The organism is Micromonospora sp. WMMD714 (genome assembly GCF_029581315.1).
Lineage (GTDB): Bacteria > Actinomycetota > Actinomycetes > Mycobacteriales > Micromonosporaceae > Micromonospora > Micromonospora rifamycinica.
The window spans coordinates 646,250-660,612 of sequence record NZ_CP120744.1 but is presented as its reverse complement, the minus strand read 5'-3'; the positions used below and the strand labels follow the sequence as shown (position 1 = coordinate 660,612).

Annotated in this window: 12 protein-coding genes and 1 pseudogene; 5 read left to right on the top strand and 8 right to left on the bottom strand. The window is 71.9% G+C overall.

What is annotated here, in order from left to right; all coding sequences use genetic code 11:
- The first annotated feature begins 4 nt into the window (after positions 1–4).
- The gene (locus tag O7625_RS02940; protein WP_067313435.1) at positions 5–259 is read left to right on the top strand and encodes a hypothetical protein; all 255 of its coding nucleotides are present in this window, start codon (positions 5–7) and stop codon (positions 257–259) included.
- A 144-nt stretch (positions 260–403) separates the two neighbouring features.
- Here O7625_RS02940 and O7625_RS02935 read toward each other — a convergent pair whose 3' ends face one another.
- From O7625_RS02935 to O7625_RS02905, 7 genes and pseudogenes are all read right to left on the bottom strand, one after another.
- Entirely contained in the window at positions 404–1,144 is a 741-nt protein-coding gene (locus tag O7625_RS02935) for a DUF4142 domain-containing protein (RefSeq protein ID WP_282344142.1), read from the bottom strand.
- Between the two features lie 178 nt (positions 1,145–1,322).
- Positions 1,323–2,504, bottom strand: coding sequence for an ROK family protein (locus O7625_RS02930; protein ID WP_067313439.1), 1,182 nt, complete (start codon positions 2,502–2,504; stop codon positions 1,323–1,325).
- A 40-nt stretch (positions 2,505–2,544) separates the two neighbouring features.
- A complete protein-coding gene (locus tag O7625_RS02925) occupies positions 2,545–3,804 on the bottom strand; it encodes an ABC transporter permease (RefSeq protein ID WP_282344140.1) in 1,260 nt (419 codons plus the stop codon).
- On the bottom strand, positions 3,801–4,625 hold the full coding sequence (locus tag O7625_RS02920) for an ATP-binding cassette domain-containing protein (protein ID WP_067313444.1): 825 nt from the start codon (positions 4,623–4,625) through the stop codon (positions 3,801–3,803). Before O7625_RS02920 ends, O7625_RS02925 begins: the two co-directional genes overlap by 4 nt.
- 119 nt (positions 4,626–4,744) lie before the next feature.
- The gene (locus O7625_RS02915; protein ID WP_067313446.1) at positions 4,745–5,845 is read right to left on the bottom strand and encodes a substrate-binding domain-containing protein; all 1,101 of its coding nucleotides are present in this window, start codon (positions 5,843–5,845) and stop codon (positions 4,745–4,747) included.
- A 212-nt stretch (positions 5,846–6,057) separates the two neighbouring features.
- Positions 6,058–6,537, bottom strand: coding sequence for a Cys-tRNA(Pro) deacylase (gene ybaK / locus O7625_RS02910; RefSeq protein ID WP_067313455.1), 480 nt, complete (start codon positions 6,535–6,537; stop codon positions 6,058–6,060).
- Positions 6,538–6,682: 145 nt separating this feature from the next.
- Positions 6,683–7,909: pseudogene (locus O7625_RS02905) on the bottom strand (methyltransferase domain-containing protein); the annotation flags it as partial.
- Between the two features lie 260 nt (positions 7,910–8,169).
- On the opposite strand from O7625_RS02905, the gene groES reads away from it, so the two are divergent.
- From groES to O7625_RS02885, 4 genes are all read left to right on the top strand, one after another.
- Positions 8,170–8,484, top strand: coding sequence for a co-chaperone GroES (gene groES, locus O7625_RS02900; RefSeq protein ID WP_084261531.1), 315 nt, complete (start codon positions 8,170–8,172; stop codon positions 8,482–8,484).
- 72 nt (positions 8,485–8,556) lie between these two features.
- Positions 8,557–10,203, top strand: coding sequence for a chaperonin GroEL (gene groL, locus O7625_RS02895; RefSeq protein ID WP_282344133.1), 1,647 nt, complete (start codon positions 8,557–8,559; stop codon positions 10,201–10,203).
- 129 nt (positions 10,204–10,332) lie between these two features.
- Entirely contained in the window at positions 10,333–11,937 is a 1,605-nt protein-coding gene (locus O7625_RS02890; protein ID WP_282344131.1) for a molybdopterin-dependent oxidoreductase, read from the top strand.
- Between the two features lie 180 nt (positions 11,938–12,117).
- Positions 12,118–13,557 carry a non-reducing end alpha-L-arabinofuranosidase family hydrolase gene (locus O7625_RS02885; RefSeq protein WP_282344129.1) on the top strand — a complete coding sequence of 480 codons (1,440 nt, stop codon included), beginning with the start codon at positions 12,118–12,120 and terminating at the stop codon, positions 13,555–13,557.
- Between the two features lie 239 nt (positions 13,558–13,796).
- Here O7625_RS02885 and O7625_RS02880 read toward each other — a convergent pair whose 3' ends face one another.
- On the bottom strand, positions 13,797–14,180 hold the full coding sequence (locus tag O7625_RS02880) for a WhiB family transcriptional regulator (RefSeq protein WP_067315890.1): 384 nt from the start codon (positions 14,178–14,180) through the stop codon (positions 13,797–13,799).
- Positions 14,181–14,363 lie beyond the last annotated feature (183 nt).

The following is a 14,363-nucleotide window of genomic DNA, read 5'->3' as shown; positions in this document are numbered from 1 at the left end:
CGACATGATCGTCCGGATGTGGGAGGCGCGGGCAGAGGCGTACGGCGTCGCCGACCTGATCACCTGGGTGTGCGACACGGCGCTGCCCGAGTTCGAACACGACCCGCTGCACGTGTCCAGTGAGGTCTTCTCGTCCACCGACCACCGGGTGGTGGTCGTCTCGAAGTGGCGCAGCAGCCCCCGGGCGCTGCCGGAGCCACCGGCCATCCTGGTCGCCCGGCCCCCGCACTCCTGGGACTTCACCCAGGTCGACCGCTGACCGCACGCCGCCGGACAGCCGACCGCCGCCGCCCGGCAGCCGCGCCCGCCGCCGCCCGGCAGCCGACCGTCGACCGCCCGCCGCCGGACAGCCGAACGGCCCGCCTGCGGTGGGCCGGCGGGCCGTTGGTCGCGCGTGCACGGGTCAACTGCGGCGCATGACCCGCCAGGTGGCGTAACCGCCCGCGCCGAGCGCGAGCAGGAAGACCGCCCAGACCACTGTGGTGCTGACCCCGACCGACGGGCCGGAGGCGGCCCCGGCCTGGGCGGCGGCGACCAGCGAGTCGTTCTGCGCGGCCGGGATCGCGGCCGGCGGCATCTGCTGCCAGCGGACCAGCCCGGTGCTCTCCAGCATGGCCATGTGGTCGCCCACGAACTTGTTGGCCTCGTCGGCGAGCTTGCGCACGGTGTTGTCCCGGGTGCTGGCCCGTACCGCGCCGATCACCGGGAAGATCTTGCCGTGCGCCAGCCGGAGCCGGGTCACGAAGATCTGGTCGAACTGAGCGCCGGAGGCGTTCTGCATCTCGGTCAGCCACCCCTTCTGCTCGGTGGTGGGATCGGTCGGCAGCGTCGCGCCCAGCTTGTTGGCGGCCTGCACCACCAGCTCGTCGAGGACGCCGTGCTGACGGGCGATCTCCGCGCCGACCTCCCGTACCCGCGCGGACTGGCCCTTCTCGGCGGCCATCGTGCCGGCCGGCATCTCCCACAGGCCGGCCAACCGGACGCCGTTGAGCAGCGTCATGTCGGCGGCGTTCAACTGGACGCCGGGTGCGGCGACCGCCATGCCGGGTAGCACGACCAGACCGGTCAGGAAGGTGACGAGCAGCACCGCCACCCGGTGGGTCCGGTGCCCTCGCCGACGACGTACGGAATCCAGCGGTGCCATGCTGCGGTGCCTCCTCGATCCGGGCCGACCTGTCCTGCCGGGCAGCGAACCGCCCGGCTGCCCTCCGCCCACTGGTACGGACCGTCGGGCCGATCGGTTCATCCGGCCGGTCAACTCGCCCGGACGGGGCCGGACCAGGGCGGCGGGGAAGGCCGGCGGGACGCCGCGCGGCGGCAGCTCAGCCCACGTCGAGGGGGTCGGCGAGGAGCCGTTCGAAGGCGAGTTCGGCCGCGCCGATCAGCGCCGCGTCGTCACCGAGCTTGGGGGTGCGCAGCCGGACGTGTTCCAGGCAGGCGGGCAGCCCGGTCTCGTTGAGCCGGCTGCGGACCTGGGCGGCGGCGGCCAGGTAGAGGTCCCGCATGGTGCCGCCGAAGATGACCATCTCGGGGTTGAAGATGTTGACCAGGTTCGCCACCCCGAAGCCGAGCCAGTCCCCGGCGTGTCGTACCGCGGTCTGGGCGCGGGCGTCGCCCCGGTCGGCGGCGTCGAAGACGGCCAGCAGCGCCTCGCGGCCCCGGGCGTCGGACCGGCCGGCGGCCCGGAGCAGCCCGTACTCGCCGATCTGGGTTTCCCAGCAGCCCCGCGAGCCGCACTCGCAGGGGGTTCCGTCGCGCACCACCACCATGTGCCCGACCTCGCCGCCGTACCCGCCGTGACCGGTCAGCCGCCGGCCCCCGGCGATGATGCCGGCACCGACGCCGACGTCCCCGTAGAGGTAGATGACGTTGTCGCAGCCGGCGGCGACACCCCGGGCGTGTTCGGCGAAGGCGGCGACGTCGGCCACGTTGCCGACGGTGACCGGCAACTCCACGCCCACCTCGGCGGCGAGCGCCGCGCCGATCGGCTCGTCCACCCATCCGGTGGTGGGGCCGAGCCGGACCAGCCCGTCGGCCTTGCGGACCATGCCGCAGACGGCGACGCCGGCGCCGACGCAGATGGACCCGGCGGGCACCCGTTCCCGCATCTGCTTGAGCGCGCCCGCCAGCATCGGGGTGGTCTCCGCAGCGTCCAGGTCGCGCGGCCGGTCCAGCTCACGGCGGTCGAGCACCTCGCCGCCGAGTCCGACCCGCGCGGCCCGCAGCCGGTCCACCTCGATCGAGTACGCGTACGCGTAGACCCGGGCCGACTCGGGCCGGACGACCAGCGACGGTCGTCCGGCCCGGCCGGTCTCCTTCGGTGTCCCCTCGCTGACCAGCCCGGCGCCGGCCAGGTCGGCGGTGAGCGCGCCGATGGTGCTGCGGTTGAGCCCGAGGGCGGTGGTGAGTTCCGCGCGGGAGGTGGCGCCGTGCACGTGGACGTGCCGGAGCAGCGCCCCGAGGTTCTGCCGCCGGATCTCGTCCTGGCTCGGTCCTACCCGCATCGTCGCTGGCACCCCATGTCCCGCCGGTGGCGTCCGCGGATCAGCGGGTGCCGGAGGCGGCGGCCCGGCGGCGCGACAGCGCGTCCACGCTGGCGGCGAGGAGCAGCACCACGCCGGTGACCACGTACTTCACCCCGGCGCTGTAACCCATCAGGCCCATCCCGTTGTCGATGACGGCGACCACCGCACCACCGAGTACGGCGTCGAGGACCCGGCCCTTGCCGCCGAAGAGGCTGGTGCCGCCGATCACCGCCGCGCCGACGGCGTAGAGCAGCACGTTGCTGCCGCCGGTGTTCGGGTCCACCGAGTTGGCCCGGCTCGCCGCGACGATGCCGCCGATGGCCGCCATGGACGAGCAGATCACGAAGACCGAGATCCGGATCCGGTCGACGTTGATGCCGGCCCGGCGGGCGGCCTCCTTGTTGCCGCCGACGGCGTAGACGTGCCGGCCGTAGCTGGTGCGCTGGAGCACGAAGGTCCAGACGATCAGCAGCACCGCGATGACCGGCACCACGATCGGCACGCCCTTGAGCGAGTTGATCAGGACGTTGCGGCTGCGCTCCTGGTTGAGGATGTAGACCGCGATGCCGAGGATCAGGGTCAGCCCGCCGATCCGGGCGAGCACCACCGCCATCGGGTCGGCGGTGAGGCCCCGGGCCAGCCGCTTGCGGTGCCGCAGCAGCTGCACGGCCGCGTACCCGCCGATCGCGATGGCGGCCAGCGCCCAGCCGAGGGTGGGCGGGAGGTTGCGGTTGGCGATGGCCACCAGCACCTCGTCGTTGACCGGGATGTTGGAGCCTCCGCTGATCAGCATCAGCACGATGCCCTGGAAGGCGAGGAACCCGGCCAGGGTGACCACGAAGGACGGGATGCCGATCTTGGCGACCAGGAAGCCGAGCACGGTGCCGATGACCACACCGGTGAGGATCGCGGCGAGCACCGCCACGTACCAGGGGTAGCCGGCCTTGGTGGCGACGTTGGCCAGGACGGCCGCGCAGACCCCGCTGGCGAAGCCGGCCGAGAGGTCGATCTCGCCGAGCAGCAGGACGAAGACCAGCCCCATGGCGATCAGGGTGACCGCCGCGCCCTGGGTGAACAGGTTGGCGAAGTTGCCGGCGGTGAGGAACGACGGCCGCATGACCGAGAAGACCGTGCAGAGCACGATCAGTCCGAGTACGGCGGGCAGCGCGCCGATGTCGCCGCCGCGTACCCGGCCCCAGTAGCCGCGGAGGTGGCTGCCGACGGTCGGCGACGGCGTGACCGCCGCCGGGCCTTCCTTGCGCACGGCGGTGGTGGTCATCGAACGCCTCCTGGAGTGGTGTCGGCGGGGGCCGCGCCGGTGCCGTTACCGGCGGTGACCGGCTCGCCGGTGAGGCCGAGGTTGCCGGAGCGGCCGGCGGTGATCAGCTCGACGACCTGCGAGTGGGTGATGTCGGTGGTCTTCACCTGGGCCACCATCTGGCCGAGGTAGAGCGCGGCGATCCGGTCGGAGACCGCGAAGACGTCGTTCATGTTGTGCGAGATCAGGACCACGGCCAGGCCGTTGTCGGCCAGCCGGCGGACCAGTTCGAGGACCTGGGCGGTCTGGGCCACGCCCAGCGCGGCGGTCGGCTCGTCGAGGATGACCAGCTTGCTGTTCCAGAGCACCGCCTTGGCGATGGCGACGGTCTGCCGCTGGCCGCCGGAGAGGCTGGATACGTGCTGGCGCAGCGACTTCACCGTCCGTACGGAGAGCCCGGCCAGGGTCTCCGCCGCCATCTGCTCCATGGTCGGCTCGTCGAGCACCAGCCCGCTGTGCTTCTCCCGGCCGAGGAACATGTTCTGCACGATGTCGAGGTTGTCGCAGAGCGCGAGGTCCTGGTAGACGACCTCGATGCCGAGCGTGGCGGCGTCCCGGGGGCTGTTGATGCTCACCGGGCGGCCGTCGAAGAGGAACTCGCCGGCGTCGGCCGGATAGATGCCACTGATGCACTTGACCAGGGTGGACTTGCCGGCGCCGTTGTCGCCGACCAGTGCGGTCACCTCTCCGGCGTGGGCGGCGAGGGCGACGTCGCGCAGGACCTGGACGGGACCGAAGCTCTTGTCGATCCCGCGCAGTTCCAGCAGGGGGGTCGCGGACACGGGGGTCTCCTTCGGACGGAGGGAAGGTCTCGGAGCCCGTCCGGCGGCGAGCGCCGCCCGGCACGAGGTTCCGTGCCGGGCGGCGTCGCGTCGACGGGGTACGACGCTCGTCGTACGGGTCAGCTGATGCCGTTAGCGGTGCAGAGCGCGGCGTACGCGCCGGTGCAGAGCTTGGCCTTGTCGACGTAGCCGTCGGCCACCACGTCCTTGACGGTCGACTTGTCGATCGCCTTCGGCTCCAGCAGGACGGACGGGACGTCCCGGCCGCTCTCCGGGTCCTTGACCGTCTGACCGGTCTCCTTGCGCTCGCCCTTCGCCACCGCGATGGCCAGCTCGGCGGCCGCGTCGGCCTCCTTCTTGACGGCCTTGTAGACGGTCATGCACTGGTCACCGGCGAGGATGTTCTGCAGGCCGGTCACGTCGGCGTCCTGGCCGGTCACCGGGACCTTGCCGTTGAGCTTGTTCTTCTTCAGCACCGAGATGGCCGCGTTGCCGAGGCCGTCGTTGGCGGAGAGCACACCGTCGATCTTGCCGCCGGTCTGGGTGAGCATCTGCTCGAAGATCGTGGCACCCTGCGCCGGGTCCCAGTCCGGCACCGACTGGTCCGGGCCCTTGGTGTACTCCTTCGACTCGAACTTCGGCTTGAGCACCGAGTCGTAGCCGTTCTTGAACAGGGTGGCGTTGTTGTCGGTCGGCGAGCCGTTGAGGTAGGCGACCGTCGGGTTCTTGACGCCCTTCTCGGTCAGGCACTTCGCCAGGCCCTCGCCCTGGAGCTTGCCGACGGCCTCGTTGTCGAAGCTGACGTAGTACTGGGCCGAGCCGCCCAGGGTGAGCCGGTCGTAGTCGATCGTCGCGACACCCTGCGACTTCGCCTTGTCCAGCACGGCCTTGCCGGTGCCGGAGTCCAGGTTGACGATCATCAGGGTGGTGACCCCACCGGTGATCATCTGGTCGGCGATGGTCTGGAAGGCGTTCTTGTCGTTCTGGGCGTTCTGGATGTCCGATTCGACACCGGCGGCGTCGAACGCCTCCTTGAGGAACCTGCGGTCAGCGGTCTCCCAGCGGGCGGAGGACTTGCTGTCCGGCAGGATCACGCCGATCTTCGGCTTCTTGTCGGTGCTGCCGCCGGCCTCGTTGCTCTTGGAGTCGTCGCCACAGGCGGCCATGCTGCCGGTGGCCAGCAGGCCGACGGCGGCGAAGGTGAGGAAGCCCTTGCGCATGTCTGCACGGGTCCTTTCGAGGGTGGGGGAAGGAGTGGTCGGTGTTTTGTTGTGTCCGGCAACGTATTCCCGCTCACATCCCGGGCGCAAGGGTGCCGAGGTCAGAAGTTTGTTGGCGGCGGTAACAATTCAGCAACGCGGTTGTCACCTCCGGGACACCCGTCCGGTAATCACGCTCCGTGTCCGGTCTGCGACCGCTGTCGCCGGCCCGGTCAGCCGGCGGCGATCCGCGCGGTGCCGGCCCCGCTCAGGGCGACCAGGTCGGCCGGGGCGAGTTCGAGCTGCAACCCCCGGCGACCGGCCGAGACGTAGACGGTCCCGTGGGCCAGCGCGGAGACGTCCACCACCGTCGGCAACCGGCGTCGCTGACCGAGCGGGCTGATCCCACCCCGCACGTATCCGGTGCTCCGCTCGGCCACGGCCCGGTCGGCCAGCGCGGCCCGCTTGCCGCCCAGCGCCGCCGCCAGCGCCTTGAGGTCCAGCTCGCCGGTGACCGGGACGACCGCCACCGCCAGCGCCCCGTCCACCTCGACGACCAGCGTCTTGAACACCCGCTCCGGCGGCACCCCGAGCGCCGCCGCGACCAGTGCGCCGTAGTCGGGCGCGTCCGGTGAGACGTCGTACGGATGGGTGCGGTGCGCGATCTTCCGTTTGGTCAGCAGCGCCGTCGCCGCGGTGGCCCGTCCCGCCATGCCGGTCACGCTAGCCGGGCGCACCCGCATCCGCACCCGCGTCCACGCCCGCGTCCACGCCCGCTCCGGCACCCGCGTCCACGCCGGCACCCGCGTCCACGCCCACTCGCGCAGCCGCATCGACGCCCGCGCCCGCATCCGCGACCGGTCTGCCGATCAGCACCGTCGGCGCCCCGGCCACCCGGGTCAGCACCAGGCTGGCCGGGTTCTCCCCGGCCAGCCTGAGGTCCCGGCGCAGCTGTTCGGGCACCAGCGCCGAGCCCCGCTTGAGGATCTCCACCCGGCCGATCCGCCGCTCCCGCAGCAGCGCCCGCAGCCGCTTCAGCGAGAACGGCAGCACGTCGACGATCTCCAGGCAGCGGCCGAACGGGGTCGGCCGCGGGGTGTCGGCGTACAGGTAGGCGATGCTCGGGTCGGCCAGGGTCGCGTCCAGCGTGCCGGCCAGCTCGGCGACCAGGTGCGCCCGGACCACCGCCGGATCCGGGTCGTAGAGGTAGCGGCGCACCGGTCCGACCGTCGCCTCCGCGTCGCCCGCGCCGGTCACCTGGAGGCTGCGCGTCGCCGGTTCGCCCGGGCCGTCCGACGCGCGCTGCCGGGCGGCGGGCCGCTCCGACCGCAGCACGGTCGCCCGGCGGGGCACCCCGGCGAGCGGGCCACCCCAGAGGGCCGCCTCGACCAGGTCGCCGTCGACGCTGACCCACTCCGCTTCGGTCCCGGCCGGGATCCGCGCGTGGTCGAGGCCGGGGGCCACCTTGACCACCGTGTGCGGCACCCGCCCGGCCAGCCCGGTGACGAAGTCCCACGATGGCGAGTAGGCGTCCGGGTCGAAGATCCGTCGTCCGGTGCCGGCCCGCCGGCGGGCCGGGTCGCAGAAGACCGCGTCGACCCGGGTCACGTCGAACGCGGTCGCGTCGCCGCACTCCACGGTGAACATCGCGGCCAGCCCGGCCGCCTCGGCGTTCGCGGCGGCCAGCGCGGCGGTGACCGGGTCGGCCTCCACCCCGTACACCCGGATTCCGGCGCGGGCGGCGGCGAGTGCGTCGGCGCCGAGGCCGCAGCCCAGGTCGGCGAGGGTGTGCACCCCGGCGGCGGCGAGCCGGGCGGCCCGCCGGTCGGCGACCACGCGGCGGGTGGCCTGCTCCAGGCCGGGGCGGGTGAGGAACATCCCGGCGGCCTCCGGACCGAACTTGCCGACCGCCCGGCGGCGCAGCTCGGCCTGGGTCAGCGCGGCGGCGGCCAGCCCGGCCGGCACCCCGCGCGAGCGCAGCGCCGCCGCCGCGACCAGCGGGTCGCCGCCGGCCACCTCGGTCGCCGCAGCGAGCACGGCCGACCCCTCGGGGGTACGCAGGGCGGCGAACTGGTCCAGATCCACCCGCCCATTGTCCGCTCCGGTGCCGGACCGGGGCGACACGGGGAGGTGTCTCGTTGGCACTCTCCTTGACGGAGTGCTAGCCGAGGAATAACCTGCGATTAGCACTCTCACCCCGAGGGTGCCAGCGTCCGGGCCATCCGGTCCGGGTGCTGAACGCCAGGCGGACCGGCACCCGCGACGACGGCCCCGCCCGGTGGCATGTGGCAATTGACGCTGGTCGGACTCTCGGCCGGCAACGAAACCAAGTACCCCAGGAGGGTATGCCCGTGACTACCGCGACCAAGGTTGCGATCAAGCCGCTCGAGGACCGCATCGTGGTCCAGGCGAACGAGGCTGAGACCACCACGGCGTCGGGCATCGTGATCCCCGACACCGCCAAGGAGAAGCCGCAGGAGGGCACCGTCCTCGCCGTCGGCCCCGGCCGGATCGACGACAAGGGCAACCGCGTGCCGCTCGACGTCAAGGTCGGCGACACCGTTCTCTACTCGAAGTACGGCGGCACCGAGATCAAGTACGCCGGCGAGGAGTACCTGGTGCTCTCCGCCCGCGACGTTCTCGCGGTCATCGAGAAGTAACCAACCGATTCCAGTGTCGTCGCCCCGGTCCGGCTCGCCGGGCCGGGGCGACGTCGCTTCGAAGGGACATTCATGGCGAAGATCCTGAGCTTCTCGGACGACGCCCGGCACCTGCTGGAGCACGGTGTCAACGCCCTCGCGGACGCGGTCAAGGTCACCCTCGGCCCGCGCGGGCGCAACGTCGTCCTGGACAAGAAATTCGGTGCGCCCACGATCACCAACGATGGTGTGACCATCGCCAAGGAGATCGAGCTCACCAACCCGTACGAGAACCTCGGCGCGCAGCTGGTCAAGGAGGTGGCGACGAAGACCAACGACGTCGCCGGCGACGGGACCACCACCGCGACCGTGCTGGCCCAGGCCATGGTCCGCGAGGGCCTGCGCAACGTGGCCGCCGGGGCCAACCCGACCGGCCTCAAGCGGGGCGTCGACGCGGCGGCCACCAAGGTCTCCGAGGCGCTGCTCGGCCGGGCCGTGGAGGTGGCCGACAAGGAGTCGATCGCGCACGTCGCGACGATCTCCGCGCAGGACGCCACCATCGGCGAGCTGATCGCCGAGGCGATGGAGAAGGTCGGCCGTGACGGTGTCATCACCGTCGAGGAGGGCTCCACCCTCACCACCGAGCTGGAGGTGACCGAGGGTCTCCAGTTCGACAAGGGCTTCATCTCGCCGAACTTCGTCACCGACGCGGAGTCGCAGGAGTCGGTGCTGGACGACCCGTACATCCTCATCACCACGCAGAAGATCTCGGCGATCGAGGAGCTGCTGCCGCTGCTGGAGAAGGTCCTCCAGAACAGCAAGCCGCTGCTGATCGTCGCCGAGGACGTCGAGGGCCAGGCGCTGTCCACCCTGGTGGTCAACGCGCTCCGCAAGACCATCAAGGTCTGCGCGGTCAAGGCCCCCGGCTTCGGCGACCGGCGCAAGGCGATGCTCCAGGACATGGCGATCCTGACCGGAGCCGAGCTGGTCGCCCCGGAGCTGGGCTACCGGCTCGACCAGGTGGGCCTGGAGGCGCTCGGCACCGCCCGGCGGGTCGTGGTCGACAAGGAGAACACCACCGTCGTCGACGGCGGCGGCAAGTCCGCCGAGGTCACCGACCGGGTCGCCCAGATCCGCAAGGAGATCGAGGCGTCCGACTCCGACTGGGACCGGGAGAAGCTGGCCGAGCGGCTGGCCAAGCTCTCCGGTGGCATCGCGGTCATCAAGGCCGGCGCGGCGACCGAGGTCGAGATGAAGGAGCGCAAGCACCGCATCGAGGACGCGATCGCCGCGACCAAGGCCGCGGTCGAGGAGGGTACGGTCCCCGGCGGCGGCGCCGCGCTGGCCCAGATCCGCTCGGTGCTCGACGACGACCTCGGCCTGACCGGTGACGAGAAGGTCGGCGTCTCGATCGTGCGCAAGGCGCTGGTCGAGCCGCTGCGCTGGATCGCCCAGAACGCCGGCCACGACGGTTACGTGGTGGTGGAGAAGGTCGCCGGCCAGGACTGGGGCCACGGCCTCGACGCCGCCAAGGGCGAGTACGTCGACCTGGTGAAGTCCGGCATCATCGACCCGGTGAAGGTGACCCGCAACGCGGTCACCAACGCCGCGTCGATCGCCGGCCTGCTGCTGACCACCGAGAGCCTGGTGGTCGAGAAGCCGGAGCAGCCGGAGCCGGCCGCCGCCGGTGGGCACGGCCACGGGCACGGCCACGGCCACCAGCACGGCCCGGGTTTCTGACCCCGCGCCAGATCCGGTTCAGGGCGCACCGTCGTACGTCGGCGGTGCGCCCTGACGTATGCGGGGCACCTGCTTACGGAACGGTGACGTGGTTGGCGGCCGGGGCGGTCGATCGACGACACTTGCCCGATGAGCACCCCCCGCGGCTTCGCCGCGCTGGCCGGGGTCACCGCCGCCGTGGTGGCTATCGGTGTCGCCGAGCCGGTCGCCGTCCTCACCGGTCCTCGTTCCGCGCCGCTGATCGCGGTCGGCGGGGTGGTGGTCGACGTGGTGCCCGAGCCGCTCAAACAGTTCGCCATCGACGTCTTCGGCCGGTACGACAAGATCGCCCTGCTGGTCGGCACGGCGGTGCTGCTGGCGGCGTTCGCCGCCGGGATCGGCGTGCTGGCCGCGCGCCGGCTCGCCGTCGGGCTGGCCGGTATCGCGGCGTTCGCCGGCATCGGTGCCGCCGCCGCGCTCACCCGGGCCGGCGCGGATGCCGCCGACGCGCTCCCCGCCCTGGTCGGCGGGGGGTTGGGCGGGCTGGTGCTCTGGGCCTTCGTGGCCGGTCCCTGGCAGCTCGACCCGTGGCCCTGGCAGCCGCCCACCCCGCTACCGGCCGCCCACCCCGGGTCGCTTCCGGCTGGCGGGCCGCCCGTCGGGTCGGAGCCGTCGGAGTCGACCGACCCGGAGTCCCGGCGGCGGTTCCTGCGCGGGGCCGGCCTGCTCGCGGGCACGGCGACGGTGGTGGGGCTGGGTGGGCACTGGCTCGCCGGCCGGCGGGGTGTCTCGGCGGCCCGGGAGGCGGTCGCCCTGCCCACCCCGGCGGTGGCGGCGCCGCCGGTGCCGCCCGGCGCGGACCTGTCCCTGGCCCAGCTCGCCCCCTACACCACCCCGAACGGCGGGTTCTACCGGATCGACACGGCGCTGGTGGTGCCGCAGGTCGACCCGCAGACCTGGCGGTTGCGCATCCACGGTCGGGTGCGTAACCCGATCGAGCTGACCTTCGCCGAGCTGCTGGCCCGGCCGATGGTCGAGCGGTACGTGACCCTGGCCTGCGTCTCCAACGAGGTGGGTGGGGACCTGATCGGCAATGCCCGCTGGCTGGGGGTGCCGATCAGGGCGCTGCTCGACGAGGCCGAGCCGGAGGAGGGGGCCGACCAGGTGGTCGGCCGTTCGGTCGACGGCTGGACCTGCGGCACCCCGACGGCGGTGCTGCGCGACGGCCGGGACGCCCTGCTGGCGGTGGGGATGAACGGCGAGCCGCTGCCGGTCGAGCACGGGTTCCCGGTGCGGATGGTGGTGCCCGGCCTCTACGGGTACGTGTCGGCCTGCAAGTGGGTCACCGAGCTGGAGCTGACCAGCTTCGCCGACTTCGACGCGTACTGGGTGCCGCGGGGCTGGTCGGCGCAGGGGCCGGTGAAGACGCAGTCGAGGATCGACACCCCGCGTCCGCGCAACCGGCTGACCGCGGGTGAGGTGGTGGTGGCGGGGGTGGCCTGGGCACAGCACCGGGGGATCAGCCGGGTGGAGGTGCGGGTGGACGGCGGCCCCTGGCAGGAGGCGACCCTCGCCCCGGCGGTGTCGGTGGACACCTGGGTGCAGTGGTCGTGGCGCTGGGCGGCGACTCCGGGTGAGCACATCCTCCAGGTGCGGGCGACCGACCGCGAGGGGGCGACCCAGACCGTGCTGGCCGCGCCGGTGGCTCCGGACGGGGCGACCGGCTGGCACCGGGTCACGGTCACTGTCCGCTGATTACCCACCATCCGTCGGTCATCAGGCATGATCAATATGTTGATGGATGGAAAATCCTCCGTGGTATCGAGGGTTGAGGCTGTGGGAGCGCTCCCGTAACATCGCTGATGCGACTGTTAACGTTCACCTAACAACGACCACCACCAATGTGCACGTCCCGTCCCATCAGGAGGGTGTTTTATGTCCAGATCCAGATCGGCCAATGTCGGCCTGGTCTCGGCCGGTGTCGCGTTGCTGGCATCGGCGTCGATCGTCACCGCGTTGCCGGCGGGTGCCGCGGCGGCGGGTTGTTCGGTGAACTACACCGTCTCGTCGGAGTGGGGCGGCGGCTTCGGCGCCAACGTCGCGATCACCAACCTGGGCGACGCGCTGAGCAGCTGGACGCTGACCTGGTCCTTCGGCTCCGGCCAGTCGGTGACGCAGGCATGGAACGCCACCGTGACGCAGAGCGGTTCGGCGGTGACCGCCAAGAACGTCAGCTACAACGGCGCCATCCCGACCAACGGCTCGGTGTCGTTCGGCTTCAACGGCGCGTGGACGTCCAGCAACCCCGTCCCGACGAGCTTCGCGCTCAACGGGGTGGCCTGCAACGGGGGGCCGAACCCGACCACCCCGCCGCCGACCACGCCTCCGCCGACCACCCCGCCCCCCACCACCCCGCCGCCGACCACGCCCCCGCCGACCACCCCGCCGCCGACGGGCAACTGCGCCCTGCCGACGTCCTACCGCTGGTCGTCGACCGGCCCGCTGGCGCAGCCGAAGTCCGGCTGGGCGTCGCTCAAGGACTTCACCATCGCCCCCTACCAGGGCAAGCAGCTGGTGTACGCCACCACCCACAGCAGCAGCGCCACCGGCGGCTGGGGTTCGATGAACTTCGGCCTGGTCGACAACCTCAACCAGCTCGCCACGGCGCCCCAGAACACCATGAGCCAGAGCACCGTCGCGCCGTCGCTGTTCTACTTCGCGCCGAAGAACATCTGGATCCTGGCCCACCAGTGGGGCCCGACGTCGTTCTCGTACCGCACGTCGACCAACCCGGCCAACGCCAACGGCTGGTCGGCCGCGCAGACCCTGTCGACCGCGAAGATCACCGACTCCGGCACCGGCGTGATCGACCAGACGATCATCGGCGACGACCAGAACATGTACCTGTTCTTCGCCGGTGACAACGGCAAGATCTACCGCCAGATCATGCCGATCGGGAACTTCCCGGGCAGCTTCGGCTCCAACTACACGACCATCATGAGCGACACCTCGGAGAACATCTTCGAGGCGCCGCAGGTCTACAAGGTCGCGGGCCGCAACCAGTACCTGATGATCATCGAGGCCCGGACCAGCTCCTGGGAGCGCTACTTCCGCTCGTTCACGGCGACCAGCCTGGGCGGCACCTGGACGCCGAACGCGACGACCTACAGCAACCCGTTCGCGGGCAAGGCCAACAGCGGTGCCACCTGGACCAACGACATCAGCCACGGCGAGCTGCTGCGCACCAGCGCGGACCAGACCAACACGATCGACCCGTGCAACCTGCAGCTGCTCTACCAGGGCCGCGCCACGAACTCGGGCGGTGACTACGGCCTCCTGCCGTACCGGCCGGGTCTGCTGACCCTGCAGCGCTGATGGCGTGACGCAGGTGCGACCCCGCTGTTCCTGACCTCCGCGACCGGCGGCGAACGCCGCACCGGGTGAGCCGCACGACGGCTCGGAGCGGGATCGGGTGGCATGAAGGGGCGGGTCCGGCTGTGCCGGACCCGCCCCGCTTCTCGTGCATGTCGGCCCGGCGGCGGACCATGACCGGGAAACGACGAGGCCGCGCTCCGGAGATCGGAGTGCGGCCTCGTCGAGGTGTGCTGGGTCGGTCAGGCGATCTTGCGCTGGGCCGGCACGGCGGTCTTGTGCGGAGCGCCGAGGCGGGCCTCCATCCGGGCGATGTCGACCCGGGTCTGCCGGCGGTCGGCCAGGTCCTCCCAGCCGAGGGCGAGCAGCCGCAGCCGCTCCGACTCGCTGAGCCCGCCCCAGACGCCGTACGGCTCGCGGACGGACAGGGCGTGGGCGGCGCACTCGGCCCGGACCGGGCAACCCCCGCAGACGGACTTGGCGCTGGACTCCCGGCGCAGGCGGGACGACCCCCGCTCACCGTCCGGGTGGAAGAACTGGGCGCTGTCCCGGCCCCGGCAGGCACCGAGACGCTGCCAGTCCCACAGGTCGACGATGGGACCGGGCAGTCTGCGTACGTTCGACATCAGCACCCCTCCTCCCGCGCGGCACCGCGGAGATCCTCGTTGAACCGGCGTCCGGGCTGTGGTCCGCGCTGGCGTACCGCGCTTCCGGCGTGCAGCCTCGGTACCCGAACCCTCGCCGACTCACACGTGTTGAGATCGAAAAGCCGAGCAGCTTGCGTCAGATGCCCCAAATGTCGGAAAAGT

What these genes read in the sequence shown, in the direction of transcription:
- O7625_RS02940 (WP_067313435.1), top strand. Translation starts at nt 5, where the DNA reads ATGATCGTCCGGATGTGGGAGGCGCGGGCAGAGGCGTACGGCGTCGCC.
- groL (WP_282344133.1), top strand. Translation starts at nt 8,557, where the DNA reads ATGGCGAAGATCCTGAGCTTCTCGGACGACGCCCGGCACCTGCTGGAG.
- O7625_RS02890 (WP_282344131.1), top strand. Translation starts at nt 10,333, where the DNA reads ATGAGCACCCCCCGCGGCTTCGCCGCGCTGGCCGGGGTCACCGCCGCC.
- O7625_RS02915 (WP_067313446.1), bottom strand. Translation starts at nt 5,845, where the DNA reads ATGCGCAAGGGCTTCCTCACCTTCGCCGCCGTCGGCCTGCTGGCCACC.
- ybaK (WP_067313455.1), bottom strand. Translation starts at nt 6,537, where the DNA reads ATGGCGGGACGGGCCACCGCGGCGACGGCGCTGCTGACCAAACGGAAG.
- O7625_RS02930 (WP_067313439.1), bottom strand. Translation starts at nt 2,504, where the DNA reads ATGCGGGTAGGACCGAGCCAGGACGAGATCCGGCGGCAGAACCTCGGG.
- O7625_RS02925 (WP_282344140.1), bottom strand. Translation starts at nt 3,804, where the DNA reads ATGACCACCACCGCCGTGCGCAAGGAAGGCCCGGCGGCGGTCACGCCG.
- groES (WP_084261531.1), top strand. Translation starts at nt 8,170, where the DNA reads ATGCCCGTGACTACCGCGACCAAGGTTGCGATCAAGCCGCTCGAGGAC.
- O7625_RS02935 (WP_282344142.1), bottom strand. Translation starts at nt 1,144, where the DNA reads ATGGCACCGCTGGATTCCGTACGTCGTCGGCGAGGGCACCGGACCCAC.
- O7625_RS02885 (WP_282344129.1), top strand. Translation starts at nt 12,118, where the DNA reads ATGTCCAGATCCAGATCGGCCAATGTCGGCCTGGTCTCGGCCGGTGTC.
- O7625_RS02880 (WP_067315890.1), bottom strand. Translation starts at nt 14,180, where the DNA reads ATGTCGAACGTACGCAGACTGCCCGGTCCCATCGTCGACCTGTGGGAC.